This window comes from Bradyrhizobium brasilense (assembly GCF_029714345.1).
Taxonomy (GTDB): domain Bacteria; phylum Pseudomonadota; class Alphaproteobacteria; order Rhizobiales; family Xanthobacteraceae; genus Bradyrhizobium; species Bradyrhizobium australafricanum.
In genome coordinates this window covers 6,063,167-6,088,802 of record NZ_CP121669.1, presented here as the reverse complement: position 1 = coordinate 6,088,802, position 25,636 = coordinate 6,063,167, and the positions used below count along the sequence as shown (strand labels likewise).

The following is a 25,636-nucleotide window of genomic DNA, read 5'->3' as shown; positions in this document are numbered from 1 at the left end:
GGAGGCAATTTGCGTCCGTGCGTTGGGAGAGTCTTAACCATCCGGATTGCCGGCGCCCTGTCGCAGGGCCCCGCCACATCGCCGCTCAGGTTCCGGTCCGCTGCAGGCGGTCGGCCGCGTCGCTGCGCAGGTTGCGGAAGAACTGCTCGACCTCGCGCGATAGCGTCTCGGCGGTGGTGGTCAGATCGTTCGAGGCCGCGAGCACCGATTCCGCCGCCTTGCTGGTCTGGTCCATGTCATCGCGGAGCGAGCCGACATTGGTAACCAGGGTTTCGTTGCCCTGGGCGGCCATCTGGGCATTGGCGGAGATTTCGCGCGTCGCCGCGTCCTGCTGGCCGATCGCGCTCGCGATGTTCGCGGTGACGTTGCTGATCTCGCGCACCGCCTGACCGATCTCGCGCACGGCGGCCACCGAGTTGCGGGTCGAGGCCTGGATCAGGCCCACATTCTCACTGATCTCGGCGGTTGCCTTCGCTGTCTGGCCGGCCAGCGCCTTGACCTCGTGCGCGACGACGGCGAAGCCACGGCCGGCATCGCCGGCGCGGGCGGCTTCGATGGTGGCGTTGAGGGCGAGCAGGTTGGTCTGCTCGGCGATCGCCTGGATCAGGCTCAGCACCCCGTCGATGCGCTGGGTGGTGGCGGCAAGGCCCTCGATCTCGGTGATCGAGCGGTCGGTGCGCGCACCGGCCTGATCGACGGCGCCGGACGACTGCTTGACCTGGCGGCCGATCTCCTCGACCGAGGCGGAGAGTTCTTCGGCTGCGCCCGCCACCGCGGAGACGTTGCTCGAGGCCTGTTCGGTGGCGCCCGCCGCCGCCACGGCGCGGCCGCTGGCGTCCGACGCGACGGTTGCGATGGTCTGCGCGGTCTGACGCATCGTCGCAGCGTTGTCGTGCACCGCGCGGAGCACCTCGCCGATCGTGCCACGGAACGCTTCGACGAAGGTCTCGATATGCCGGCCGCGCGCGTCGCGCGCCTCGGACTCCTGTACGACCTGCGCGTTCAGGCTGCGATTGCGGTCCATCGCGTCCTGGAAGACCTTGATGGCGCGTGCCAGTGCGCCGATCTCGTCGCTGCGCCCGACATGCGGTACTTCGACATGGTCGGTGCCCTCGGCGACGCGCTTGATCGTCGTGGTGATCTGCGACAGCGGCCGGGCCACCGAGCGGGCGATGATCAGCACGCCGAGTACCACGACAATCAAGGCCGCGGCGCCGAGGCCGGTCAGCACCAGTGCCATCGTGCGGTTGGTGTCGGTCTCCCGCGCCAGCTTCTTGCTGCGCTCGGCATAGACCTTGGAGAGCGCCTCGAGATCCTTGTTCAGCGCGGTGCGCACGTCGCGGTTGGCGTCGTTGTCGCCCCATTCCCGCCCGGCTGCGGCGCCGATCTCGATGCCGCGGCGTACCAGCTCTTTGCGGAAATCGATGAATTGCTCGATGCGCTTCTTGAACACCGCGAACTGGGCGGCGTCGTCGGCCTGCACCAGCGTTTCCCAGTTCTTGACCACGCCGAGAATGCGTTCGTTGAACGCCAGTAGCCCGTCGCCGTATTTCTTCACCGCTGCCGGATCGGTCGACATGTAGATGCCGCGGGATTCCATCACCACGGCATAGACCAGTGAATTGACCCGCTCGACATTGAGTGCGGCACGGCTTGCGAGGTCGACGGCCTCGGTCAGCTCGGCATTACGCCGCGCATTGTATTCGGACAGGAAGGTGATGGCCGCGGTCAGCGCCGCAATCAGCGCAAACGTCGAGTACAGCCTGGCAGCAAGCGAGAATCGGGACGCCATTGGAGGCCGGGACATGGAGATGGGGAATGTGACGGGGGCGGGCATTGCGGGGCACTCCAAGAGGCCGGGGAGTACCTTCGGCCGATTAAAGCTTATGCAAAATTTTCATGGACAATTTCTTAACGCGCGAGTTTTGTGCAGCCGCAACCGTTAAAATCTGTAAATAATCCCAATGCCTTATCGGCAGCTTTGAGTCTGCCGGGTGGCCGCGGCCTGCCGCCGCGCCGATGATGCGCCGCCGTCACCGCCAACGGCGCCGGCACGCGGGGCGAAACCGCTGGCACGCCTTTCGCAAAGAGGTGCTAGGTTGTGCTGCCCCAGCCCGCGACGAACCTCCCATGCTCTATCGTCACACCATCGACGCCACCAATTACGCATTCGACGATCTGCGCATCCTGCTTGCCAAGGCCTCGCCGCCGCGTTCAGGCGACCGCCTGGCCGGCATCGCGGCCGACAGCGCGGAGGAGATGATCGCCGCGCGGCTTGCGCTGGCCAACGTTCCGCTCAAGCAATTCCTCGATGAGCCTGTCATCCCGTATGAGGATGACGAAGTCACCCGCCTGATCCTCGACAGCCACGACGTTGCCGGCTTTCTGCCGGTGTCGTCGCTCACCGTCGGCGGATTCCGCGATTGGCTGCTGTCGGATGCCGCCAGCGGGGAAGCGATCAAGAAGATCTCGCGCGGCATCACGCCAGAGATGGTTGCGGCGGTGTCGAAGCTGATGCGCAACCAGGATCTGATCCTGGTCGCGAAGAAATGCGAGGTCACGACCCGCTTCCGCAACACCATCGGTTTGCGCGGGCGAATGAGCACGCGGCTGCAGCCGAACCATCCTTTCGACGATCCCAAGGGCATCACCGCCTCGATTCTCGACGGGTTGCTGCTGGGAGCGGGCGATGCCTGCATCGGCATCAATCCGGCGAGCGACGACCCGAACGTCATCGGCACGCTGCTGCGGCTCCTGGACGACATCATCACGCGATTCGAGATTCCGACGCAGGGCTGCGTGCTGACCCATGTCACGACCACGCTCGGACTGATCGGGCAGGGGCTGCCGGTCGATCTCGTGTTCCAGTCGATCGCCGGCACCGAGGCGGCCAATCGCAGTTTCGGCGTCGACCTCTCGCTGCTGCGGGAAGCCCGGGAAGCGGGGCTGTCGCTGCGCCGCGGCACGGTCGGTGACAATGTGATGTATTTCGAGACCGGGCAGGGCTCGGCGCTGTCCGCCAATGCCCATCACCAGGTCGACCAGCAGACGTGCGAGGCGCGGGCCTATGCGGTGGCGCGCGCGTTCGATCCACTGCTCGTCAACAGCGTGGTCGGCTTCATCGGTCCTGAGTACCTCTATGACGGCAAGGAAATCATCCGCGCCGGGCTCGAGGACCACTTCTGCGGCAAGCTGCTCGGCCTGCCGCTCGGGATCGACGTCTGCTACACCAACCACGCCGAGGCGGATCAGGACGACATGGACAATCTCCTGACGCTGCTCGCGGCCGCCGGCGTGAACTTCATCATGGGCGTGCCGGGCGCGGATGACGTCATGCTGAACTATCAGTCGACATCGTTTCACGATGCGCTCTATGTCCGCGACCTGTTCGGCCTGAAGAGGGCTCCCGAATTCGACGACTGGCTCGCGCGCGTCGGCCTGGCCGGGCAGGACTTCCGCCTCATGGCCGATGCGGAGCGGCTGCCCGACCTCGCTGCCAGGCTGTTGACCTGAGGGGGATAGCGAAATTCTGCAGAGCAACTATCTCGTCGTTATGACGTTAAGTAGTGCCACAATGTTGAAGAATTTCTGGCCCAGCGTTCCGCGCCGTGGTTAGATTTGCCGGTGCTTCGGGGTCGTTTGATGAGAGCTGAGGGCATAGAGACAGTACGACGTATCCTCTGCGTTTTTCCGCGCTATACGTCGTCGTTTGGGACCTTCGAGCACGCCTACCCCCTCACTGACGGCGTCAAGGCGTTCATGCCGCCGCAGGGCCTGCTGCTGATCGCCGCATACCTTCCCGAGAACTGGCCGGTCCGTTTCGTCGACGAGAATCTGCGTCCGGCGACGGCGGAGGATTTCGCGTGGGCGGATGCCGTGTTCGTCAGCGGTATGCACATCCAGCGCCAGCAGATGAACGACATCTGCCATCGCGCGCACGACCATGACCTGGTGGTCGCGATCGGCGGCCCGTCGGTCAGTGCTTGCCCGGACTACTATCCCTCATTCGACTACCTCCACGTCGGCGAGCTCGGCGATGCGACCAATGAGCTGATCAAGCGTCTGGCTGATGATACCAGCCGTCCCGACGAGCAGGTGGTGCTTAAGACCATCGACCGTCTGCCAATGACGGATTTCCCGCTGCCGGCCTATGAGCTCGCCGAAACCAAGAAGTATTTCCTCGGCAGCATCCAGTTCTCCTCGGGCTGCCCCTATCAGTGCGAGTTCTGCGACATCCCCGGGCTCTATGGCCGCAATCCGCGCCTGAAGTCGCCGCAGCAGATCATCGCCGAGCTCGACAAGCTGCGCGCATGCGGTGCCACCGATACCGTGTATTTCGTCGACGACAATTTCATCGGCAACCGCAAGGCGGCGAGCGAGCTGTTGCCGCACCTGATCGAGTGGCAGAAGCGCACCGGATATGTCACGCGCCTCGCCTGCGAGGCGACGCTCAACATCGCCAAGCGCCCAGAGATCCTGGAGAAGATGCGCGAAGCCTACTTCGTGACGATCTTCGTCGGCATCGAGACGCCCGATCCCGACGCGCTGAAGGCCATGCACAAGGATCAGAACATGATGGTTCCGATCCTCGAGGGTGTGCGCACCATCAATTCGTTCGGCATGGAGGTCGTCTCCGGCATCATCATGGGGCTCGATACCGACAAGCCCCAGACCGGCGACGCGTTGCTCTCCTTCGTCGAGGAGTCGCGGATTCCGCTGCTCACCATCAACCTGCTGCAGGCGCTGCCGAAGACGCCATTGTGGGATCGGCTCGAAAAAGCCGGGCGGCTGATCGATGACGAGGGCCGCGACTCCAATGTCGAGTTCCTGCTGCCCTATGAGGACGTGGTCAGTTCCTGGCGCAAATGCATGGAAGTTGCCTACGAGCCGAAGAGGCTGTTCGCGCGCTATTTGCATCAATGCAACTACACCTATGCCAATCGCATCAAGGTGCCGGTTAGCCCGGAGATGAAGAGCTGGGCCAACATCCGGCGCGGCCTGATCATGCTCCGCAACATCTTCTGGAAGGTCGGCGTGCTCGGCGACTACAAGCGCGTGTTCTGGAAGTTTGCGCTCGGCCGGCTCAAGCGCGGCGACATCGAGGGGTTGATCTCGGCGACACTGGTTGCCCATCATTTGATCACCTTTGCGCGTGCAGCCTCCAGCGGCCGGCAGAACGCCTCGAACTACTCGATCCGGCTGCGCGAGGCTTCCGTCCCCGCCGAATAACAGCATGACGACACCGCCGGCGCCCTTGTCCCCTTCGCTTGCCGATCTGCGCGAGCTTACGCCGGCGCGCGTAGGCCTTGGCCGGTCCGGGGCCAGCCTGCCGACCGATGCGCTGCTGTCGTTCACGCTCGACCATGCCCGCGCCCGCGACGCTGTCCACGCCGCCTTCGATGTCAGCGGGATCGCGGCCGGTCTTGCCGGCCTCGGCATCACGCCGCTTGAGGTGTCGAGCCAGGCGCACAGCCGGCGCGACTATCTGCGGCGGCCCGATCTCGGGCGCATGCTGGATTCTGCGTCGCGGCGGTCGCTCGAGACCTACGGCATCACCGCCTGCCCCTGCGCCATCGTGATCGGTGACGGCCTGTCGCCGACGGCGGTCAATGTGCATGCCGTCGAATTGATCCGGCATCTCGTGCCCCGCCTTGCGGCCGACAACATCGACGCCGGCGCGGTGATCGCAGCGTCCGGCGCGCGGGTCGCGCTCGGTGACGAGATCGGCGCCATCATCGGCGCGCGCATGCTGGTGATGTTGATCGGCGAACGGCCGGGCCTGTCCGCACCCGACAGCCTTGGCGCCTATCTCACCTTCGCGCCGCGAATCGGTCTCACCGACGCCGACCGCAACTGCATCTCCAACATCCACCATGCCGGGCTGAGCTATGCGGAGGCCGCATTCAGGATTTCGTGGCTTGTGCGCGAGGGCTTGGCACGCCAGATCACAGGGGTCGCCTTGAAAGATGAAAGCGGCGGTGGATCGTCGAGGAATGCGCTACCAGGGTGTGACAAATCAGATACTTAATGGCGGGGATCGGCGGTTCCCTGTCGATTTGGTCAGCCCCTCGCGCTTGCGAGCAAAGGGGCAGACAGGTAAAACCGGCGCCGGTCAATATTCGCGTGTTTTCAAGGACTAGCGCCGATCAGTTGCGCTCACCCGCCTCATTCGCGCCCCTAGACCCAAGCTAGACAGATTGAGCCGTTTTCAGAACTGGACAGGGCATGCTCGAAAAGAATTCCGAAAGTCAGGTCCACGTCGAGAAGATCGAAGAGCCGCGGTCGGGCCTCAGCATCGCGTTCGGGATCGAGCGTCTCGGCCTGATCCCGATGCGGGCGCCGATCCTGTCCTGCATCGTCCTCGTTCTGTTGCTGATCGGCGCGGTGTTCGGCGTGCAACGGATCAAGATCGACGACTCGCTGTCGCAGCTGTTCCGCTCCGACTCCAAGGACTACAAGCAGTATGAGGCGGTGACCAAGCGCTTCCCGGCGACCGAGTTCGACGTGCTCGTCGTGGTCGAAGGCAAGACGCTGCTCGAGCGCGACAATCTCGGCAAGCTGCGCGACATGGTCACCGATCTGCAACTCGTCGAGGGCGTGCGCGGCCTGGTGTCGCTGTTCTCCGCGCGCCAGGCGCCGGAGCGAGGCAAGCTGCCGGCGGCGTTGTTCCCGAACGAGCTGCCCGAGGGCGCGGCCTACGACAAGTTCGTCGAGACCGTCAAAAGCAACGAGATCATCCGCGGCAAGCTCTTGTCGGAGGACGGCACGCTCGCGCTGATCGTGCTGTCGCTCGAGCCCGAAGTGGTCGGCAGCAACAAGCTCAGCAAGGTGGTCGGCGACATCAGGAAGATCATGGCCGACGATCTCGGCGGCAGCGGGCTCAATGCCCAGCTGTCCGGCGTGCCGGTCATGCAGCTCGAGATCCGCAACGCGGTCGAGCGCGACGGCCTGACCTACAACATCCTCGGCATCCTCGCCGGCTGCATCATCGCCATCATCTTCTTCCGGAAGATATCCTTCATGGTGGCGGCGGCGTTCCCGCCGATGATCGCGATCCTGCTCGCGCTCGGCGGCCTCGGCTGGGCCAATTTCAATCTCAACATGTTCCTCAACGTGATGACGCCGCTCATCATGGTGATCAGCTTCTCCGACTCGATGCAGCTGACATTCGCGGCGCGGGACCGGCTGATCGCCGGGCAGGACAAGTTCACCGCGTTCAAGAATGCGGTGCTGGTGGTCGGACCGGCCTGCGTGCTGACGCACGGCACGGCCGGAATTTCCTTCATCGCGCTGCAGTTTTCGGATTCCGATCTGATCCGCAAGTTCGGCGAGGCCGGGCTTGCGGCGACCATCATCGCGCTGATCGCGGTGCTGTCGCTGGTGCCGGTGTTCGGCGTCCTGTTCGTGCGCAACGAGAAGATCTTTGCGGTCAAGTTCCAGAGCGCGGATGCCGGCGTACAGGCGCTGCGCAATTTCTGCTACTGGATCGCGGTGCGCATGGTCGGCCGTCCCGGGCTGTTCAGCCTGCTTGCGCTGATCGTGGTCGGCGGCCTCGGCATCATCTACGCCAATCTCGAGCCGCGCTACCGGCTCGCCGATCAGGTGCCGGACAAGCGGCAGGCGGTGGCGGCCTCGAGCCGGCTCGACGCCAAGCTGACCGGCGCCAATCCGGTCGATGTGCTGATCGAATTCCCCAAGGGGCAATCGCTGTACTCGCCGGAGACCTTGAAGACGATTGCCGATGTCCATGCAATGGTCGAGGACTCTGCCGGCGTCGGCAACGTCTGGTCGCTGGAGACCTTGCGGCGCTGGCTCGCCGAAAAGGCCGGCAGCAATGATGTCGCGACGCTGAAGGAATATGTCGACCTGATCCCCGAACACCTGGTGCGCCGGTTCATCGACAAGAATCAGGATGCTGTCGTGGTGTCGGGCCGCGTCCCGGATGTGGACTCGAGCCAGTTGCTTCCGGTGGTGAACAAACTCGATCATTCGCTGGACAAGGTGCGCGCCGAGCATCCCGGCTACGAGATCGCGGTCACGGGTCTGTCGGTGATTGCCGCACGCAACAGCGCCAGCATGATCGAGAAGCTCAACCACGGCCTCACCATCGAATTCCTGCTAGTCGCGATCTTCATCGGGCTCGCATTCCGCTCGATCGTGGTGATGTTCTCCTGCATCCTGCCGGGCATCTTCCCGGTGGTGCTGTCGGGCACGGTGCTGTGGCTGCTCGGGGAGGGGCTGCAATTCGCCAGCGTGGTGGCTTTGACGGTGTCGTTCGGCCTCGGCCTCAGCGCCACCATCCACTTCCTCAATCGCCTGCGGCTCGAGACCAAGCCGGGTGTCACGCCGGAACTTGCGGTGGAGCGCGCCACCGTCCTGGTCGGCCCTGCGCTGATCCTAACCACGGTGGTGCTGGCCTGCGGTCTCGTCGTCACCGTGTTCTCCGACCTGCCGTCGCTGCGCCTGTTCGGCTGGCTCAGTGCGTTCTCGATGGTCGCAGCCCTGGTCGCGGACCTCTTCATCCTGCGGCCGACCTCGATGTTCCTGATCAACCTGTCGCAAAAGCTCCGCGGCAGGGGCGGCCAGCCCGCGCCGATCGAAAAGGCCTGATCGACGAGCAAGCAAAAAACTGCAGCAAAAAGGCCCGGTTCCGAAGCGTTCGGAACCGGGCCTTTGTGTCTTGCGGGCGCAATCGGCCGGGAGCGTCAGCTCTTCGTCATCGTGATCGAGACGCCGCGGATCTCACCCTTGGAGTCGATCTGCACGACCTGCTTGGAGCCGTTGGTCTGCAGGTTCAGGTTGGCGGCAAAGCCGGACGCCTCGACGAACACGTCGATCCGCCCGCCGCCCGCGGTGCCCTGCAGATTGCCGAAGATGTTGCGGCTCGCCTCGCTCCAGTTACCGGAGATCCGGTCGCCCTGGCTGGTGACGTCGCTGGAGAGGTCGAACTTGTAGCTGTCGCTGGCGCAATGCAGGGACTGTTTCAGGCTCATGCCCGAGGGCGCGACCTTGTAATCCGCCTTGCAACGAATCCGTTCGGTCGTGCCGTTCGACAGCGCCACCGTGCCCGTTCCGGTCCACGAGCCGGCAAAACCGGCAAACGGCCCGCTGGCCTGGGCGTGGACGGCGGAGGCAGAGAGCATCAGTGCGGCGCCGACGCCCACAGCCCTGAGAGCCTGACCATAAAGGCTGGAACCAAACCGTTTCATTGTGAATTTTCCCATCAAAATCAACGCTTCCTACGCAAGAAAGCGTCTCGCCGCATCGAAGGTTTAGTGTCACCGAAGAATGTTAGGTTCAAACGACAGAACAGCGCGCGGCGCCCATATTGTCATCGAACAGAATCAGAAACCGTCGGCTTCGTGATGGCATGTAGCTTTGCGCAACTGCTATCCGCAATAGCCGAACGCGACAAAGTGATGGCACGAATCGTCATTGCGAATCAATAACTTATGTGGGGGTTTACAGCGCCGCAAATTTAGCCGCATTTAGCGGTGCTTGTCGTCAATCCGTTGCCGCGTTACGTGGCGTCTGCAAATCCCCAAAATCCGTCCCGGCCATGCCGAAGCGCTTTTCGGGAACAGATTTTCTGCTGTCGGAAATGAAGGAATACGATGCGTAAATTTCTCTTGGCTCTTGCCCTGTTGTCGATCCCGCTCTCGTCCAGCGCCTTCGCCCAGCAGCAGACGCGCGGGACACCCGATGAGCAGAAGGCCTGCACGCGCGACGTGCAGCGTCACTGCCGCGCCGTGATCGATCAGGGCGATTTCACCATTCTCGCCTGCCTGCAGCAGAACCGTAGCAAGATCAGCACCGCCTGCGACCAGGTGCTGAAGACCCACGGCCAGTAAGGCCGGTTCGGGCCCCATGGATCGCCGCAAGGCCCGTGCTCGGCATGTGTGCCGGCCACGGGCTTCGTATGCTGGCGATCACGGACAGCATTGGTTTTGGTGGCGTATTCCCCTATATGGGGCTCGCAAATCCCCCGCATGCGCTGACCTTTCGCGCCTGCGTCGTGCCATGACCAGTGTAGCCCAAATTTCCCATGACCACCGCGAGCGACCTGCGATCCGGAAAGACCCACCGCGACGAGAATTTCCCGGTCGCGTCGTGGATCATTCATCCGCGGCATCGTGCCCTGATCCTGGCCTTCTATAATTTCGTCCGCACCGCCGACGATATCGCCGATCACGCCACGCTGCCCGCCGAGGAGAAGCTGCGCTACCTCGACCTCATGGAGGCCGAGCTGCTTGGCAATGGCGACACCCAGAAGGAAGCGGTCAATCTGCGCCGCGCCTTCGCCGAGCGCGGCATGCCGCCGCGGCACGCGCTCGACGTGCTGGTGGCGTTCCGCCTCGACGTCACCAAGCTGCGTTACGAGAACTGGGACGACGTGATCGATTATTGCCGGTACTCGGCGATGCCGGTCGGGCGGTTCATGCTCGACGTGCACGGCGAGGATACCTCGACGTGGGCGGCGTCGGACGCGCTCTGCGCCGGGCTGCAGATCAACAATCATCTGCAGGACTGCGGCAAGGACTACCGCAACCTGAACCGTGTCTACCTGCCGCGCGATGCCCTGGCCGCCGCGGGCGCGACCGTCGAGATGCTCGGCGAGGCCAAATCGCAGCCGGCCCTGCTCAAATGCCTGCAGGCGCTCGCGGTGCGCACCGAGGCGCTGCTCGACCAGAGCAAGTCGCTCGCCGCCGAGGTGAAGGATTTCAGGCTGGGGCTCGAGATCTCCGTGATCCAGGCGTTCGCCGACAAGATCGTCAACATGCTGAAGGTGCGCGATCCGCTCAGCGAGCGCGTGCATCTGAGCCCGCTCGAACTGCTGCTGCAGAGCCTTGGCGGCGTCGCCGGCGAGACGGCGCGGCGTGCGACCGGACGGCGTGCGGTCTCCAAATCGGCGGCTGGCGCATGAGCGTGGAGGCGGCGGCCAACGCAAATTACGGAAGCACCGCGTCGGGCAGCTCGTTCTACGCCGCGATGCGCATTCTGCCGCGCGCGCAGCGCGAGGCGATGTTCCAGATCTACAGCTTCTGCCGGCAGGTCGACGACATTGCCGATTCCGATGGCCCGCGGCCGCAGCGGCTGGCCGCGCTGCAACAGTGGCGCGACGATATCGACGCGCTCTATGCGGGGCATCCGCCGGAGCGGCTGAAGGACTATGTCGCCTCGGTGAAGACCTTCGGCCTGAAGCGCGAGGATTTTGTCGCGATCGTCGACGGCATGGAGATGGACGTGCCGCAGGACATCCGCGCGCCGGATCTCGCGACGCTCGATTTGTATTGCGATCGCGTCGCGAGCGCGGTCGGACGGCTGTCGGTGCGCGTGTTCGGCCTGCCCGAGGACGACGGCATCCAGCTCGCCTATCACCTCGGCCGCGCGCTGCAGCTCACCAACATCCTGCGCGACATCGACGAGGATGCCGGCCTCGGCCGGCTCTATCTGCCGCGCGAATGGCTCTGGCACGCCGGCATCACCAATAACGATCCGGCCCGCGTCACCGCCGACCGCGCGCTGCCGAAGGTGTGCGCGCCGCTGGCCGAGCGGGCCAAGATGCATTTCCAGAAATCCGACGAGATCATGAAGCGCAATTCGCGCCGCGCCGTGCGCGCGCCGCGGATCATGTCGAAATACTACCGCGCGATCCTCGATCTTCTGATCGCGCGCGGCTTCACCGCGCCGCGCGCGCCGGTACGTGTGTCCAAGGCCGCCAAGATCGGCATCCTTCTTCGTTACGCGATCATCTGATGCAAAAGACCGTTCATATCATCGGCGCCGGCATTTCCGGCCTCTCCGCGGCCGTGCGCCTCGCCAATGGCGGCTACAAGGTGTTTGTCCATGAGGCGACGCAGCAGGCCGGCGGCCGCTGCCGCTCCTATTTCGACGCCGCCACCAATCTCACCATCGACAATGGCAACCATCTGTTGCTGTCGGGCAATCGCCATGCGCTGAGCTACGCGCGCTCGATCGGCACCGAGGCCGGCCTCGTCGGACCCGCGCGCGCGCAGTTTCCGTTCGTCGATCTTGCCAGCGGCCGGCGCTGGCAACTCGACCTCGGCGATTCCCGCCTGCCGCTGTGGGTGTTCGACGAGGCGCGCCGCGTCCCGGATACGACCCTGCGCGACTATCTCGCCTTGGCACCGCTGGCCTGGGCCGGCACCGGCGCGCTGGTCGGCAACACCATTCCCTGCAAGGGCACGCTGTATGACCGCCTAGTGCAGCCGCTGCTGTTAGCCGCATTGAACGTCGATCCGCCGGAGGGCTCGGCCGGGCTCGCCGGCGCCATTGTGCGCGAGACGCTGCTCGCTGGCGGGCAGGCCTGCCGTCCGCTGATCGCGCGCGACGGCCTGAGCTCGGTCCTGATCGAGCCGGCCGTGAAGCTGCTGCAGGAGAGGGGCCACAGCGTTCAGTTCAGTCACGAATTGCGTGCGCTCGGCATGTCGGGTGATCGCATCAGTGAGCTCGATTTTGGCAATGGCGACAAGGTCGCGCTGGGAGCCGACGACGCCGTCGTGCTCGCGGTGCCGCCGCGCGCCGCGGCCGCGCTGCTGCCCGGCGTGAAAACCCCGACCAAATTCCGCGCCATCGTGAATGCGCATTTCCGCGTCGATCCGCCGCGCGACGCCGCGCCCATTCTCGGCGTGGTCGGCGGCCTTGTGGAGTGGCTGTTCGCGTTCCCGCAACGGCTGTCGGTGACGATCAGCAACGGCGACCGCCTGGTCGACATGCCGCGCGAGGAGCTCGCGCTGGCGATCTGGCAGGACATCTGCGAGGCCTCGGGGGTTTCCGGCGACCTGCCGCCCTGGCAGATCGTGCGTGAGCGCCGTGCCACATTTGAGGCGACGCCGGAACAGAATGCCCTGCGTCCGGGGCCCGCGACGGCGCAAAAAAACCTGTTCCTTGCCGGCGACTGGACTGCTACCGGGTTGCCGGCAACCATCGAGGGATCGGTGCGATCCGGTGATCGCGCCGCAGATCTGGTTCTGGCCAGACGTTAGATTCGACCTGTTGGCGCGTTTTCGAGCGAAGTGGCTACCGGTTCGCGTTAAGCAAACGCGACTGAACAAAAGGACAAGAGCGTGATCCGATGCAATCGGATCATGCTCTGGAGCGGCCGCGGCTTTCGATCAGCCGGGCCGCGATGAAGAGGATATCGAGCGAAATGCTTGCGAGAGATCACAGCGTTGCAGTCGACCCGGTCGCGCTGGAGAAGAGCATCTCCAAGGCAGCCGAAGCGCTGCTCGGCTATCGCCAGTCCGACGGACATTGGGTGTTCGAGCTCGAGGCCGACAGCACCATTCCGGCCGAATATGTCCTGCTGCGTCACTACCTGGCCGAGCCGATCGATGCCGGGCTCGAGGCCAAGATCGGCAACTATCTGCGCCGCGTCCAGGGCGCCCATGGCGGCTGGCCGCTGGTGCATGACGGCCCGTTCGACATGAGCGCCAGCGTGAAGTCGTACTTCGCGCTGAAGATGATCGGTGATTCCGTCGACGCGCCGCACATGGTGCGGGCGCGCGAGGCGATCCGTTCGCGCGGCGGCGCTTCCGGCAGCAACGTGTTCACGCGATTCCTGCTCGCGCTCTATGGCGTCGTGAGCTGGCGCGCGACGCCGGTGCTGCCGATCGAGATCATGCTGCTGCCGATGTGGTCGCCGTTCCACATCAACAAGATCTCCTACTGGGCGCGCACCACCATGGTGCCGCTGATGGTGCTTGCCGCGCTGAAGCCGCGTGCGAAGAATCCGAAGGGCGTCGGCATCGACGAACTGTTCCTGGAGGATCCGAAATCGGTCCGCATGGCGCCGAAGGCACCGCATCAGAGCGCGAGCTGGTTCTATCTGTTCCGCTCGCTCGACGCCGTGCTGCGGGTAATCGAGCCGATGTTTCCGAAGGGCCTGCGCCAGCGCGCGATCGATGCCGCGCTCGCCTTCACCGAAGAGCGGCTGAACGGCGAAGACGGCATGGGCGCGATTTATCCGCCGATGGCCAACATCGTCATGATGTACGAGGCGCTCGGCAAGGACGAGAATTTCCCGCCGCGCGCCATCACCCGCCGCGGCATCGACAAGCTGCTTGTGATCGGCGAGCACGAGGCCTATTGCCAGCCCTGCGTCTCGCCGGTGTGGGACACCGCGCTGGCCTGTCATGCGCTGCAGGAAGCGGGCGGCGACGACACCCTGGCCAAGGCCAGGCAGGGCCTCGACTGGCTGAAGCCGCGCCAGGTGCTGGAGCTGAAGGGCGATTGGGCGGTCAAGGCGCCGGACGTCCGCCCGGGCGGCTGGGCGTTCCAGTACAACAACGATCATTATCCCGATCTCGACGACACCGCGGTGGTCGTGATGGCGATGGATCGCGTGCGGCGTCATACCGGAACCAGGGAATATGATGAGTCCATCGCGCGCGGCCGCGAGTGGATCGAGGGGCTGCAGAGCCGCGACGGCGGCTGGGCCGCGTTCGACGTCAACAACCTCGAATATTACCTCAACAACATCCCGTTCTCCGATCACGGCGCATTGCTCGATCCACCGACCGAGGATGTCACCGCGCGCTGCATCTCGATGCTGGGCCAGCTCGGCGAGACCGTCGAGAGCAACAAGGCGATGGCCGACGGCGTCGCTTATTTGCGCCGCACCCAGCTTGCCGAGGGCTCCTGGTACGGCCGCTGGGGCCTGAATTACATCTACGGCACCTGGTCGGTGCTCTCGGCGCTAAATGTCGCAGGGGTCGATCGCAACGACCCGATGATTCGGAAGGCGGTCGACTGGCTGGCGTCAGTCCAGAATCAGGACGGCGGCTGGGGCGAGGACGCCGTCAGTTACCGGCTGGATTACAAGGGTTATGAAGTTGCGCCTTCGACCTCCTCGCAAACGGCATGGGCTTTGCTTGGATTGATGGCGGCCGGAGAGGTCGAAAATCCCGCTGTTGCGCGCGGGGTGGAGTACCTAAAGGCAACACAGACGGAAAAAGGGCTGTGGGACGAGCAGCGATACACAGCTACGGGGTTTCCGCGGGTATTTTACTTGCGATATCATGGCTACTCGAAGTTCTTTCCGCTCTGGGCGCTGGCGCGGTATCGAAATTTGAGAAGCACCAATAGCAGGGTGGTAGGGGTCGGGATGTGATTGTTGAGGCGGGGGCCGCCGAGACCGTGGGCAGTAGAATTGATCCTCGGCCGGTATTGATTGTGACTGGATTGGTGCAGGAGGCTCGCATCGCGGCAGGCCCCGGCATGATCGTAATCTGCAGTTCGAGCGATCCGCAGCAGCTGCGTGAGTTGCTGGCGACGCTGGATCCGAGCACCTTCCGTGGCGTGATTTCGTTCGGCGTGGCCGGCGGGCTCGATCCGTCGCTCAAATCGGGCGACGTCGTGGTCGCGACCGAGGTGATGTCGGGCGATACCCGTTTCCTGGCCGCATCCGCGCTGAACGAAGAGATGATCGCCAGCGCCGCGCTGAAGCGCCGCAGGATCGTCCGCGGCAGTCTCGCCGGCGTGGAAGAGGTGATCGCGGCAAAGGCCTGCAAGGCCGCTCTGCGCTCGATGACGGGCGCAGCCGCAGTCGATATGGAGAGCCATATCGCGGCGGCCTATGCCGCCAAGGCCCGCATTCCGTTTGCCGCATTGCGCGTAATCAGCGATCCCGCGCACCGGGCGCTACCGGAACTTGCGAAATCCGCGGTGAAGCCGAACGGCGACATCGACCTGCGCAAGGTGCTGCGCGGCATCGCCCGCAATCCACGGACGCTGCGCGCGCTGGTGTCGACTGGAATTGACTTCAACCGCGCGCTGCGCTCGCTGCGCAGCTGCCGCGGCTTCCTGCTCGGCAACGAGGTGTTGATGCCGGTGGAAGACGTTCTGATCACGGCGAAAGCGGCCTGATCCGCTGCGCCGGGCAGGGACCGGGTTTCTCACCGCATCAAGCTCAACTCACAGGCCCGGTCGCATCGCGATCGGGCCTTTTGCTTTGATGCCCAAAGGTTTCGCTCGATGCCACGCTGTTCCGGTTCCGCGCGGTCAGCGGGGACTTGCGCGTCGGCTGTGCGGTGAGACCCCCCGTATCCCTGTTTCTCGCGCCTATGCGTCGCCAGCCTCTGACGACCGCTGGCAGCGGGCCGGCACCCAGGAACGGCCTGCGGCCGTAGGGTCGATACTTGACAGCGACGGCTATCCATCCGAGAATGAACTATGATCCTTTATTCATGAATTAAGGTTCACGATGGCAATCGCGGCGGTTCGCCTCAACCAACTGGTCGAGACCAAGGCACGCATCCTGAATGCCGCCAGGGAGGCCGTGGCGCTGAGTGGCTGGAAGGACGCCCAGATCGCCCTGATCGCCTCACGGGCCGGCGTGGCGACGGGCAGCGTGTATCGCTACTTCGACTCCAAGGCGGACCTGTACGCGCAGGTGCTCGCCCTGGTGTCCGAGCGCGAGGTGGCCGTCGTCGCCGCGATCGTCGAGGCGGAAGGCTCGGCGTCCCAATGTCTGGTGGATGCGATCTACACCTTCTCGGTCCGGGCGATGCGCGGCCGCCGCCTGGCCTACGCGTTGATCGCCGAACCCTGTGAACCCGAGATCGACGCGGCGCGCCTGAAATACCGGGCGGCCCTGGCCGATCAGATCGCAAGGCTCGTCCGGCGCGGCATCGCCGGCGGTGAGTTCGTCGAGATCGACGCGAACGTCGCGGCATCCTGCGTGACCGGCGCCTTCATGGAAGCGCTGGTAGGTCCCCTCGCGCCCGAAGCGGCCCCTGATTCCGACGCGGCGAAGGCGATCGCACAGTCGATCGCAGGGCTTTCCGCGCGCATGCTGTTTCGCCACGCCACGCCTGAACTCACCCCTGTATCGCGAGTCTCCGCATGAACGCGCGCGTCCAGCCGGTTGCTGTCGCTGAAGCGAAAGCCGCTCCGTTTGAAACCCATGAAGTGCGCAATCAGGCGCTGCCGGCGCTCGGCTTCAATGCATTCGACGACGACCGCGCGCTGAGTGGCTTGATCACAACGATCGCGCCGTGGGCGAAAGACAAGCTGTCCGCGCTCGGCGCCCATGCCGGCAGCGAATCCGTGCAGGAGGCGGCACGGTTGGCCAACGAGCATGAACCGAAGCTCTTGACCCATGACCGGTATGGCAACCGCAATGATTGGGTCGAATATCATCCGGCCTGGCATCAATTGATGGCGCTGGCGTTCCGGAGCGAGGTGCATAGCCTCGCCTGGTCGACGCGCGAACCACACGGCCATCTGGCGCGTGCGGCGCTGAGCTATCTCTGGAACCAGATCGAGAACGGCGTCGGTTGCCCCACCGGGATGGCGTACGCCGCGATCGCCGGGTTCTCCGGCAAGCCGCAATTCAATTTGTGGCGGGAGCGAACGCTGGCGGCGGACTACGATCCGCGGCGGCTTCCGATCGAGGCCAAGCGCGCCGCGGTCATCGGTTACGCCATGACCGAAAAGCAGGGCGGCTCCGATCTGCGCGAGACCCAGACCACCGCGCGCTTCGTCGAGCGCGGCGCGCATGGCGAGATCTATGCGATCACCGGCCACAAATGGTTCTTCTCGGTGCCGGTGGCCGACGGATTCTACACGCTGGCGCGCACCCAGTCCGGCGTCAGTTGCCTGTTCGTGCCGCGCCTGCTGCCGGACGGCAGTGCCAACCGCATCCACATTCAGCGTCTGAAGGACAAGTGCGGCAACCGATCGAACGCGTCGAGCGAGATCGAGTACCACGATACGTGGTCGATCCTGGTTGGCGAAGAGGGCCGCGGCATCGCGGAAATCCTCTCGCATGCCCATCTGACGCGGCTGGATTTCGCGGTCGGCTCCGCCGGGCTGATGCGCCAGGCGCTGAGCCTCGCCCTCAACCACGCGCAAACGCGAACGGCGTTCGGCAAGCCAATGTCCGAGCTTCCGATGCAGCGCAACGTGCTCGCCGACCTCGCGCTCGAGAGCGAGGCGGCGATGCTCGGCGCGTTTCGGATCGCGCGTGCGACCGACGGCCTGCAGACAAGCGAACACGAGCGATTGCTGGCACGGGTCGCGACACCGGTGATGAAGTTTTGGAATTGCCAGCGCGCGCCGGCCTTCACCTATGAATGCCTGCAGGTGCATGGCGGCAACGGCTTCATTATGGAGAATCCGATGGCCCGGCTCTATCGCGAGGCGCCGCTGAATTCGATCTGGGAAGGCACCTCGAACATGATGTGCATGGACGTTTTGCGCGCCATGCAACGCGATGCGAATTGCCGGGACGCATTCATCGACGAGTTGCGTGCGAGCAGGGGCCTCAATCCGATCTATGACCGAAGCACGGACGATCTCGCCGATCGCTTGCGTGCTCGATACCCGGACGACGGGCACGCGAGAGCGCTCGTCACCCGCATGGCACATGCGCTGCAGGCTGCCGAGATGCTGAGGCGTGGCGACGCCGCTGCCGCTGATCTGTTCGTGAAATCCAGGCTTGGCGCGGACGGGATGCAGGTATTCGGCGGGCTTCCATCGACGGAAAGCCTCAGCCGTATCGTCGAGCGCGCATCCGTCATCCGACACCAAGGGCCCCAGTAACATGCGTCAGATCGAAGTTTGTGCCGTCAACGATATCAGGGCCGTCGTGGGAGAACAGGAGTGGGCAACCCGCGTCGATCTTGCGGCGTGCTACCGCCTGGTCGCGCTCTACGGAATGACCGACCTCATCTACAACCATATCAGTGCACAGGTCCCGGGGCATCACGATCAGTACCTGATCAATCCCTATGGCATGCTGTATGAGGAAATCACCGCCTCGAGCCTCGTCAAGATCGACATCGAGGGCCGCACCCTGCTGCAGCCCGACCACGGCTACAACGTCAACGTGGCCGGCTTCTATCTGCATGCCCCGATCCATCGCGCGCGGCCCGACGTGAACTGCGTTCTCCATACCCACACCAGGGCTGGCACCGCGGTCAGCGCGCTTGCCGAGGGGCTGCTTCCGCTGTCGCAGACGGCGATGCGGTTTCACGGTCGGATCGGTTATCACGATTTCGAGGGGCCGGCGATCGATCGGGAGGAATGCGATCGCGTCGTCGCCGATCTCGGCCGCAACAATGTGCTGGTGTTGCGCAATCATGGCCTGCTGGTTTGCGGCAACACGATTCCGCAGGCGTTCAATGCGATCTACTGGTTGGAGCAGGCCTGCCGGATCCAGGTCGACGCGCTCGGCTGCGGCCGGCCGCTGCATGCGCCGACCGAGATGGCGATCGGCAACACGGTGACCTGCTTTGCCGGCACCGAGATCACGCTGGACAATGAGCGCGACACCAATCCGGTGCTGAATGAAGCGGCGCAAAATCTGCAGGCCGGCTACGGCCTGCTGGAATGGCCGGCGCTACGGCGCAGGCTCGACCGCATCGACGGGAGCTACGCGCAATGAGTACGGCGCTGGCGGCGTTGCGGATCGGCTTCATCGGCGCCGGCCGCGTGGCGCAAACGCTCGCGCCGGCGTTCGCCTGCGCGGGGCTGAACGTCGCGACGTTCTACAACCGCGGTGCCGATGCCGCGCAGCGGCTCGGATCCCGCATCCCGTCGGCGCGGCCGATGACGGACGCGCAGCAGGTCGTCGACAGCTGCGACATGGTGTTCCTGACCGTGAGCGACGACGCGATCCTGCCGGTCTGCCGCGACTTGCGCTGGGAGTCGCGTCACCGCGTGGTTCATTGCAGCGGCGCGACCGAACTGGCCGCGCTCGATCACGCGAAATCCACAGGCGCCGCGACCGGCGGATTTCATCCGATGCAGATGTTCGCCAATCCCGACGTCGCGCTCGAGGGGTTGCGCGGATGCACCGTCGGCATCGAGGCAGAGGGCGACTTCAGGCGTGACCTGGAATGGCTTGCGACCCGCATCGGGTGTGAACCGCTGGCGCTGCCGGCCGGTGCGCGGGCGCTCTATCATGCGTCGGCCTATTACGTCGGCCCGTTCCTGATCGCGCTGCTCAAGGAAGGCGTCGAGCTCTGGAAGAGCTTTGGCGCCAGCGAGGCCGACGCGTTGCGCGCGATGATGCCACTGCTGCGGGGGACGGTCGCGGCTGTTCTCGACGGCGGATTGGCGAATGGCATGGGCGGCTGCGTGGCGCGCGGCGACGTCGGAACGATCCTCAAGCATCTCCGGGCACTGGATGAGCGCTTTCCTCCCTCCGGCGCGCTGTATCGCGAGCTCGCTTTGCGCAATGTCCCGCTCGGGATCGAACGCGGCACGCTCAGCGCGCCGCGCGCGGCGGAGATCGAGAGATTGCTTCTGCGCACGAGACCGGAAGAGCAGGCGGCATCCTGATCCAAAGAAAAAAGCCCCGGTCCGCTGAACCGGGGCTTTCATGTTTCTGCTTTCGTTCACATCGCGCTTCAGGCGGCGGTCGAGGCCTTCGCTTGCTGCTTGGCGGCGGCGGCCGCAGCCTCGTCGCGGCGGATCTCCGAGAGCTTCTTCTGCACCTGCTCGGCGAAGATGTACTGCGCCGGACGCTGCTTCGACATGTCGATCTCGGGCGCCATCGGGCCTGATGTCCTGATGCCGCGCAGCGCAACCCACATCGCCTTCAGCGGATTGTTGATCGCAGCGGTCGCCGCGGTCGGCTCGTAGCCGCAATGGGCCATACAGTCGGCGCACTTCTCGTACTTGCCGGTGCCGTAGGTGTCCCAGTCGGTGGTGTCCATCAGCTCCTTGAAGGTCTTGGCGTAGCCTTCACCGAGCAGATAGCAGGGCTTCTGCCAGCCGAAGATGTTGCGCGCCGGCATGCCCCAGGGCGTGCACTCGTATTCCTGGTTGCCGGCGAGGAAGTCGAGGAACAGGCCGGAATGCATGAAATTCCACTTCTTGCCCTTGCCGAGCGCAAAGACGTCGCGGAACAGCTTCTTGGTCTTGGTGCGGTTGAGGAAGTGCTCCTGGTCGGGCGCACGCTCATAGGCGTAGCCCGGCGACATCGAGACGCCGACGCCGAGCTCGGTGGTGAAATCGAGGAACTTGGCGATCTCCTCGGCCGGGTGACCGTCGAAGATGGTGGCATTGACGTTGACCGTGAAGCCGCGCGCCTTCGCCGCCTTGATCGCCGAGACGGCGCGATCGAACACGCCCTTCTGCGACACCGCCTTGTCGTGATGATCCTTCAGGCCGTCGAGATGCACCGAGAAGAACAAATAGGGCGACGGCTCGAACAGATCGAGCTTCTTCTCGAGCAGCAGCGCATTGGTGCACAGCGAGACGAACTTCTTGCGGGCCACGAGGCCGCGCACGATCTCGCCGATCTCCTTGTGGATCAGCGGCTCGCCGCCGGGGATCGCCACCATCGGCGCGCCGCACTCATCGGCCGCATCCCAGCATTCCTGCGCCGTCATGCGGCGATTGAGGATCGCATCGGGATAGTCGATCTTGCCGCAGCCGACGCAGGCGAGGTTGCAACGGAACAAAGGTTCCAGCATCAGCACGAGCGGATAGCGTTTGCGGCCAAGCAGCTTCTGCTTGATCAGATAACCGCCGATACGCATTTCCTTGAAGAACGGTATAGCCATTAGACGATTTCTTTCTGCACTTATCAAAGGGATGTGGGTTCAGATCAGCCCGCAGTCAGTTCGGCTGGCAGCCGGAATTCGATATTCTCTTCTCGGCCCGGAACGACCGAGACCGACACCGGTCCGATCCGCCGCAGAGCCTCGATCACATCGTCGACCAAAACTTCGGGCGCAGAAGCGCCCGCGGTTATGCCGACGGCCTTCGCATCCTTGAGCCAATCCGGATTGAGTTCGCTCCCATCGGCAATGAGATAACTCGCGACGCCGACCTCGGTGCCGATTTCACGAAGCCTGTTCGAGTTGGAACTGTTGGCGGCCCCCACCACCAAAATGACGTCAACCAGTTTGCTGAGGTCCCTTACCGCAGATTGGCGGTTCTGTGTCGCATAGCAGATATCCCTGATATCCGGGCCTTGAATATCTGTAAATTTTGCCTGAAGGGCCGCGATAATGTCCCTGGTGTCGTCCACGGACAGGGTGGTCTGGGTGATGTAGGCGACCGGCGCATCGCTCGGCAGCCTCAGTTCCGCCACGTCCTGGACGCTCTGGACCAGCAGGACCGGCCCCGGAACTTGGCCCATGGTTCCCTCGACCTCGGGATGGCCGGCGTGCCCGATCAGGATCAGCGCGCGGCCCTTGGAGATATAGCGCTTGCCCTGGTTGTGGACCTTGGTGACGAGCGGGCAGGTGGCATTGAGCACCGGCAGATCGCGGGCTTCCGCCTCCTCCTCGACGCTCCTAGCAACGCCATGGGCACTGAAGACGGTCACCGCCTTGGCCGGCACTTCCGAGAGGTCCTCGACGAAGATCGCGCCCTTCTTCTTCAGGCTCTCGACGACGTGTTTGTTATGCACGATCTCGTGGCGGACATAGACCGGCGGCCCATACTTCTCGAGCGCGCGTTCGACGATCTCGATCGCGCGCACAACGCCCGCGCAAAAGCCGCGCGGCTGAGCAAGAAACACTTCCATCTGACGTCCGTTACGCAAATTGCACCAATCTCGTTCAATGCCCTGCGGCCTTTTCGGCAACGCACTCCACAGGTCGGACGTCGCAACGTCAGTTGCAATGTCCGAGCCATCACAGTTCCTGGACGGGATCTGCGCCCCAAGCGCATGGAAATACAGCGATTTGTGGCAAAAAGGTAGCGGTTCGATGGGAGCATGGTCACGGACGAGGGGCTTTAGAGGTAATATGGTGTGGGTTTCGGTCCCTGCGACCGTCCGTCTCCCTCACTTGTTCGTCACTTTATCGCCCACTGATGCGGTTTATACCGGCCATTCGTGGCCGTTCCTGTGGTTTGGAACCTCCTCGCCGTCCCGTCGAGGAAGAAAACCAAAACAACATTAGATCGGTCCCGGGAACTCCGCTACAGAGCGGGCGTTTTCGGCCATGCTTCCCCGAGATAGAAAGAAACGAAGTGCTGACAAATATTGTCGTCTCCGTTGTTAGAACCTGTACGCGTTTTGCCCTTCCGGTTGTGATTATCTCTGTCCTGTTGTCGATCGGCGCCGGCTTCTACACGGCCCGCAACTTCTCGATCAACACCGACATCAACAAGCTGATCTCGCCGGATCTCGATTGGCGCAAGCGCGACAACCAGTTCGAGGAAGCATTTGATCGCGAGCGGCTGATCCTGGCGGTGGTCGAGGCAGCGACGCCGGAGCTGACCAGTTCGGCCGCGAAGGCGCTCACCGCGAAGCTGCAGGCCGACAAGAAGAACTTCGAAGCGATCACCGCGCTCGGCTCCGGCGAATTCTTCGAGAAGAATGGCCTCTTGTTCCTGCCGACCGAAGAGGTCGGCAAGGTCGCGGGCCAGCTCGAATCGGCTGCACCGTTGATCGAGATCATGGCCGGCGATCCCTCGATACGCGGATTGACCGGCGCGCTCGAGACCGGCCTTGCCGGCGTCAAGCGCGGGCAGGTCAAGCTCGACAATGCCGCGCCGCCCTTCAACCTGATCTCCGAGACGGTCGAGACCGTCCTCGCCAAGGGCAACGCGACCTTCTCGTGGCGCGAGCTCACCAGCGACAAGCCGCTGACCGATTCGGACAAGCGCGCCTTCATCGAGATCAAGCCGATCATCGACTATTCGGCGCTGGAGCCGGGCAAGGGCGCGACCGATGCGATCCGCCAGGCGGCGGCCGATCTGAAATTCCCGACTGAATATCACGCGCGCGTTCGCCTGACCGGACCGGTGCCGATCGCCAACGAGGAATACGCCACCGTGCAGGACGGCGCGATCACCAACGGCATCGGCACCGTGGTGATCGTGCTGGTCATCCTCTGGATGGCGCTGCATTCCGGCAAGATCATCTTCGCCGTGTTCGTGAACCTGTTCATCGGGCTTGCCATCACCACGGCGGTCGGCCTGATGATGGTCGGCTCGCTGAACCTGCTCTCGATCGCCTTCGCCGTGCTGTTCATCGGTCTCGGGGTCGACTTCGGCATCCAGTTCAGCGTCCGCTACCGCTCCGAGCGCTTCAAGAACGACAATCTGACGCTGGCGCTGGAAAACGCGGCGCGCCGCTCCGCGGTGCCGTTGTCGCTCGCCGCGATGGCGACCGCTGCCGGTTTCCTCTGCTTCCTGCCGACCGACTACAAGGGCATCTCGGAGCTCGGCAAGATCGCCGGCGCCGGCATGCTGGTGGCGTTCGTCACCAGCATCACGGTGCTGCCGGCGCTGCTCGATCTGCTCAATCCGCCCGGCGAGAAGGAGCCGGTCGGCTACGCCTTCCTGGCGCCGCTCGATAACTTCCTGGAGAAGCATCGCGTTCCGATCATCGTCGGCACGCTGCTGGTCACGGTCGCGGGCCTGCCGCTGCTCCATTACATGAAGTTCGACTTCAACCCGATCAATCTGCGCAATTCCAAGGTGGAATCGATCGCGACCTTCCTCGACCTGAGGAAGGATCCGAACACCGGCGCCAATGCCATCAATGTGATGACGCGCTCGGAAGCCGACGCCAAGAAGATCGAGGCCAAGCTCGAGAAGCTGCCGGAAGTGTCGCGCGTGATGTCGCTCGACAGCTTCGTGCCCGACGACCAGCCGGCCAAGCTGAAGCTGATCGCGCAGGCGGCCAAGACGCTCGGCCCCGCGCTCAACCCGGATTCGGTCGATCCGGCGCCGTCGGATCAGGAGAATGTCGAGTCGCTGAAGAGCTCGGTCGACGGCCTGCGCAAGACCGCGGGCGACGGCAAGGGGCCGGGTGCGCTGGCCGCGCGCCGGCTCGCCGACGCGCTGCAGAAGCTCGCCGATGCGAATGAGGCGACCCGCGACAAGGCGCAGGACGTATTCGTCGCGCCGATGAAGATCGTGTTCGATCAGCTCCGCAATACGCTGCAGGCCCAGACCGTCACGCTGCAGAACCTGCCGCCGGAACTCGTCGCCAGCTGGAAGACCAAGGACGGCCTGATGCGTGTCGAGGTGGAGCCGAAGGGCGATCCGAACGACAACGACAATCTGCGCCGCTTTGCCGACGCCGTGCTCGCCGCCGAGCCGACCGCGATCGGCGGACCGGTCTCGATCCTGAAGTCGGGCGACGTCATCGTGAAGGCGTTCATCCACGCCGGCATTCTGGCGCTGGTCACGATCAGCCTACTGCTGTGGCTCACGCTGCGCCGCGTCGTCGACGTGCTGATGACGCTGGTGCCGCTCCTCGTCGCCGGCATCGTCACGCTGGAGATCTGCGTCTTGATCGGGCTGCCGCTCAACTTCGCCAACATCGTCGCGCTGCCGCTGCTGCTCGGCGTCGGCGTGGCGTTCAAGATCTACTATGTCACGGCGTGGCGGCAGGGCAGGACGAATCTGCTGCAGTCGAGCCTGACACGCGCGATCTTTTTCAGCGCGCTGACCACGGCGACCGCGTTCGGCAGTCTGTGGCTGTCGAGCCATCCCGGCACCGCGAGCATGGGCAAGCTGCTGGCGCTCTCGCTCGTCACCACGCTCGCGGCGGTGTTGCTGTTCCAGCCGGCACTGATGGGCAAGCCGCGCGAGGTCAAGGAGGAGGATATCGCCAACGACGTCACCTGACGCGCTGGCGATTCGCTGTCGAACCGGCTTGGCGGCAGGCGCCGCCGAGCCGCGATGTCAGCGG

At 64.3% G+C, this 25,636-nt stretch carries 19 protein-coding genes; 15 read left to right on the top strand and 4 right to left on the bottom strand.

What is annotated here, in order from left to right; genetic code table 11:
- Positions 1 to 85 precede the first annotated feature (85 nt).
- The gene (locus QA635_RS28570) at positions 86 to 1,792 is read right to left on the bottom strand and encodes a methyl-accepting chemotaxis protein (RefSeq protein ID WP_283062809.1); all 1,707 of its coding nucleotides are present in this window, start codon (positions 1,790 to 1,792) and stop codon (positions 86 to 88) included.
- 338 nt (positions 1,793 to 2,130) lie between these two features.
- Between QA635_RS28570 and QA635_RS28565 the strand changes: the two genes are divergently transcribed.
- The 4 genes from QA635_RS28565 (at position 2,131) to QA635_RS28550 (ending at position 8,610) form a co-directional block, all read left to right on the top strand.
- Positions 2,131 to 3,513 (top strand): ethanolamine ammonia-lyase subunit EutB, encoded by a 1,383-nt coding sequence (locus QA635_RS28565; protein ID WP_283062807.1) that lies wholly within the window; start codon positions 2,131 to 2,133, stop codon positions 3,511 to 3,513.
- Between the two features lie 129 nt (positions 3,514 to 3,642).
- Positions 3,643 to 5,229, top strand: a complete 1,587-nt coding sequence (locus tag QA635_RS28560) for a B12-binding domain-containing radical SAM protein (RefSeq protein WP_283062805.1) — start codon at positions 3,643 to 3,645, stop codon at positions 5,227 to 5,229.
- 4 nt (positions 5,230 to 5,233) lie between these two features.
- Positions 5,234 to 6,028, top strand: coding sequence for an ethanolamine ammonia-lyase subunit EutC (gene eutC, locus QA635_RS28555; protein ID WP_283062803.1), 795 nt, complete (start codon positions 5,234 to 5,236; stop codon positions 6,026 to 6,028).
- A 197-nt stretch (positions 6,029 to 6,225) separates the two neighbouring features.
- Positions 6,226 to 8,610, top strand: coding sequence for an efflux RND transporter permease subunit (locus QA635_RS28550; protein WP_225641687.1), 2,385 nt, complete (start codon positions 6,226 to 6,228; stop codon positions 8,608 to 8,610).
- 95 nt (positions 8,611 to 8,705) lie between these two features.
- Here QA635_RS28550 and QA635_RS28545 read toward each other — a convergent pair whose 3' ends face one another.
- Positions 8,706 to 9,209: a hypothetical protein gene (locus QA635_RS28545; protein WP_028331723.1), complete on the bottom strand. Its 504-nt coding sequence runs from the start codon at positions 9,207 to 9,209 to the stop codon at positions 8,706 to 8,708.
- 405 nt (positions 9,210 to 9,614) lie between these two features.
- Between QA635_RS28545 and QA635_RS28540 the strand changes: the two genes are divergently transcribed.
- The 10 genes from QA635_RS28540 (at position 9,615) to QA635_RS28495 (ending at position 20,310) form a co-directional block, all read left to right on the top strand.
- Positions 9,615 to 9,851, top strand: coding sequence for a hypothetical protein (locus tag QA635_RS28540; protein WP_092083335.1), 237 nt, complete (start codon positions 9,615 to 9,617; stop codon positions 9,849 to 9,851).
- Positions 9,852 to 10,045: 194 nt separating this feature from the next.
- Positions 10,046 to 10,924 (top strand): squalene synthase HpnC, encoded by an 879-nt coding sequence (gene hpnC / locus QA635_RS28535; RefSeq protein WP_283062800.1) that lies wholly within the window; start codon positions 10,046 to 10,048, stop codon positions 10,922 to 10,924.
- Positions 10,921 to 11,757, top strand: a complete 837-nt coding sequence (gene hpnD / locus QA635_RS28530; RefSeq protein ID WP_050387137.1) for a presqualene diphosphate synthase HpnD — start codon at positions 10,921 to 10,923, stop codon at positions 11,755 to 11,757. Before hpnC ends, hpnD begins: the two co-directional genes overlap by 4 nt.
- Positions 11,757 to 13,007 carry a hydroxysqualene dehydroxylase HpnE gene (gene hpnE, locus QA635_RS28525; protein ID WP_283062797.1) on the top strand — a complete coding sequence of 417 codons (1,251 nt, stop codon included), beginning with the start codon at positions 11,757 to 11,759 and terminating at the stop codon, positions 13,005 to 13,007. The genes hpnD and hpnE overlap by 1 nt, the downstream gene beginning before the upstream one ends.
- Positions 13,008 to 13,171: 164 nt before the next feature.
- The gene (gene shc, locus QA635_RS28520) at positions 13,172 to 15,133 is read left to right on the top strand and encodes a squalene--hopene cyclase (protein WP_283062795.1); all 1,962 of its coding nucleotides are present in this window, start codon (positions 13,172 to 13,174) and stop codon (positions 15,131 to 15,133) included.
- Positions 15,130 to 15,888, top strand: a complete 759-nt coding sequence (locus tag QA635_RS28515) for a phosphorylase (RefSeq protein WP_076833044.1) — start codon at positions 15,130 to 15,132, stop codon at positions 15,886 to 15,888. Before shc ends, QA635_RS28515 begins: the two co-directional genes overlap by 4 nt.
- A gap of 337 nt (positions 15,889 to 16,225) precedes the next feature.
- Positions 16,226 to 16,870 carry a TetR/AcrR family transcriptional regulator gene (locus QA635_RS28510; protein WP_283062793.1) on the top strand — a complete coding sequence of 215 codons (645 nt, stop codon included), beginning with the start codon at positions 16,226 to 16,228 and terminating at the stop codon, positions 16,868 to 16,870.
- Positions 16,867 to 18,567 carry an acyl-CoA dehydrogenase family protein gene (locus QA635_RS28505; protein ID WP_283062792.1) on the top strand — a complete coding sequence of 567 codons (1,701 nt, stop codon included), beginning with the start codon at positions 16,867 to 16,869 and terminating at the stop codon, positions 18,565 to 18,567. The genes QA635_RS28510 and QA635_RS28505 overlap by 4 nt, the downstream gene beginning before the upstream one ends.
- A gap of 1 nt (position 18,568) precedes the next feature.
- On the top strand, positions 18,569 to 19,411 hold the full coding sequence (locus QA635_RS28500; RefSeq protein ID WP_283062791.1) for a class II aldolase/adducin family protein: 843 nt from the start codon (positions 18,569 to 18,571) through the stop codon (positions 19,409 to 19,411).
- Positions 19,408 to 20,310 (top strand): Rossmann-like and DUF2520 domain-containing protein, encoded by a 903-nt coding sequence (locus QA635_RS28495; RefSeq protein ID WP_283062790.1) that lies wholly within the window; start codon positions 19,408 to 19,410, stop codon positions 20,308 to 20,310. Before QA635_RS28500 ends, QA635_RS28495 begins: the two co-directional genes overlap by 4 nt.
- A gap of 68 nt (positions 20,311 to 20,378) precedes the next feature.
- Here QA635_RS28495 and hpnH read toward each other — a convergent pair whose 3' ends face one another.
- On the bottom strand, positions 20,379 to 21,539 hold the full coding sequence (gene hpnH / locus QA635_RS28490) for an adenosyl-hopene transferase HpnH (RefSeq protein ID WP_028331712.1): 1,161 nt from the start codon (positions 21,537 to 21,539) through the stop codon (positions 20,379 to 20,381).
- Positions 21,540 to 21,583: 44 nt separating this feature from the next.
- Positions 21,584 to 22,510: a 4-hydroxy-3-methylbut-2-enyl diphosphate reductase gene (ispH, locus tag QA635_RS28485; RefSeq protein WP_028338687.1), complete on the bottom strand. Its 927-nt coding sequence runs from the start codon at positions 22,508 to 22,510 to the stop codon at positions 21,584 to 21,586.
- Positions 22,511 to 22,959: 449 nt separating this feature from the next.
- On the opposite strand from ispH, the gene hpnN reads away from it, so the two are divergent.
- Complete coding sequence (gene hpnN, locus QA635_RS28480; RefSeq protein WP_283062786.1) at positions 22,960 to 25,572, top strand: hopanoid transporter HpnN; 2,613 nt, start codon at positions 22,960 to 22,962, stop codon at positions 25,570 to 25,572.
- Positions 25,573 to 25,636: the final 64 nt, after the last annotated feature.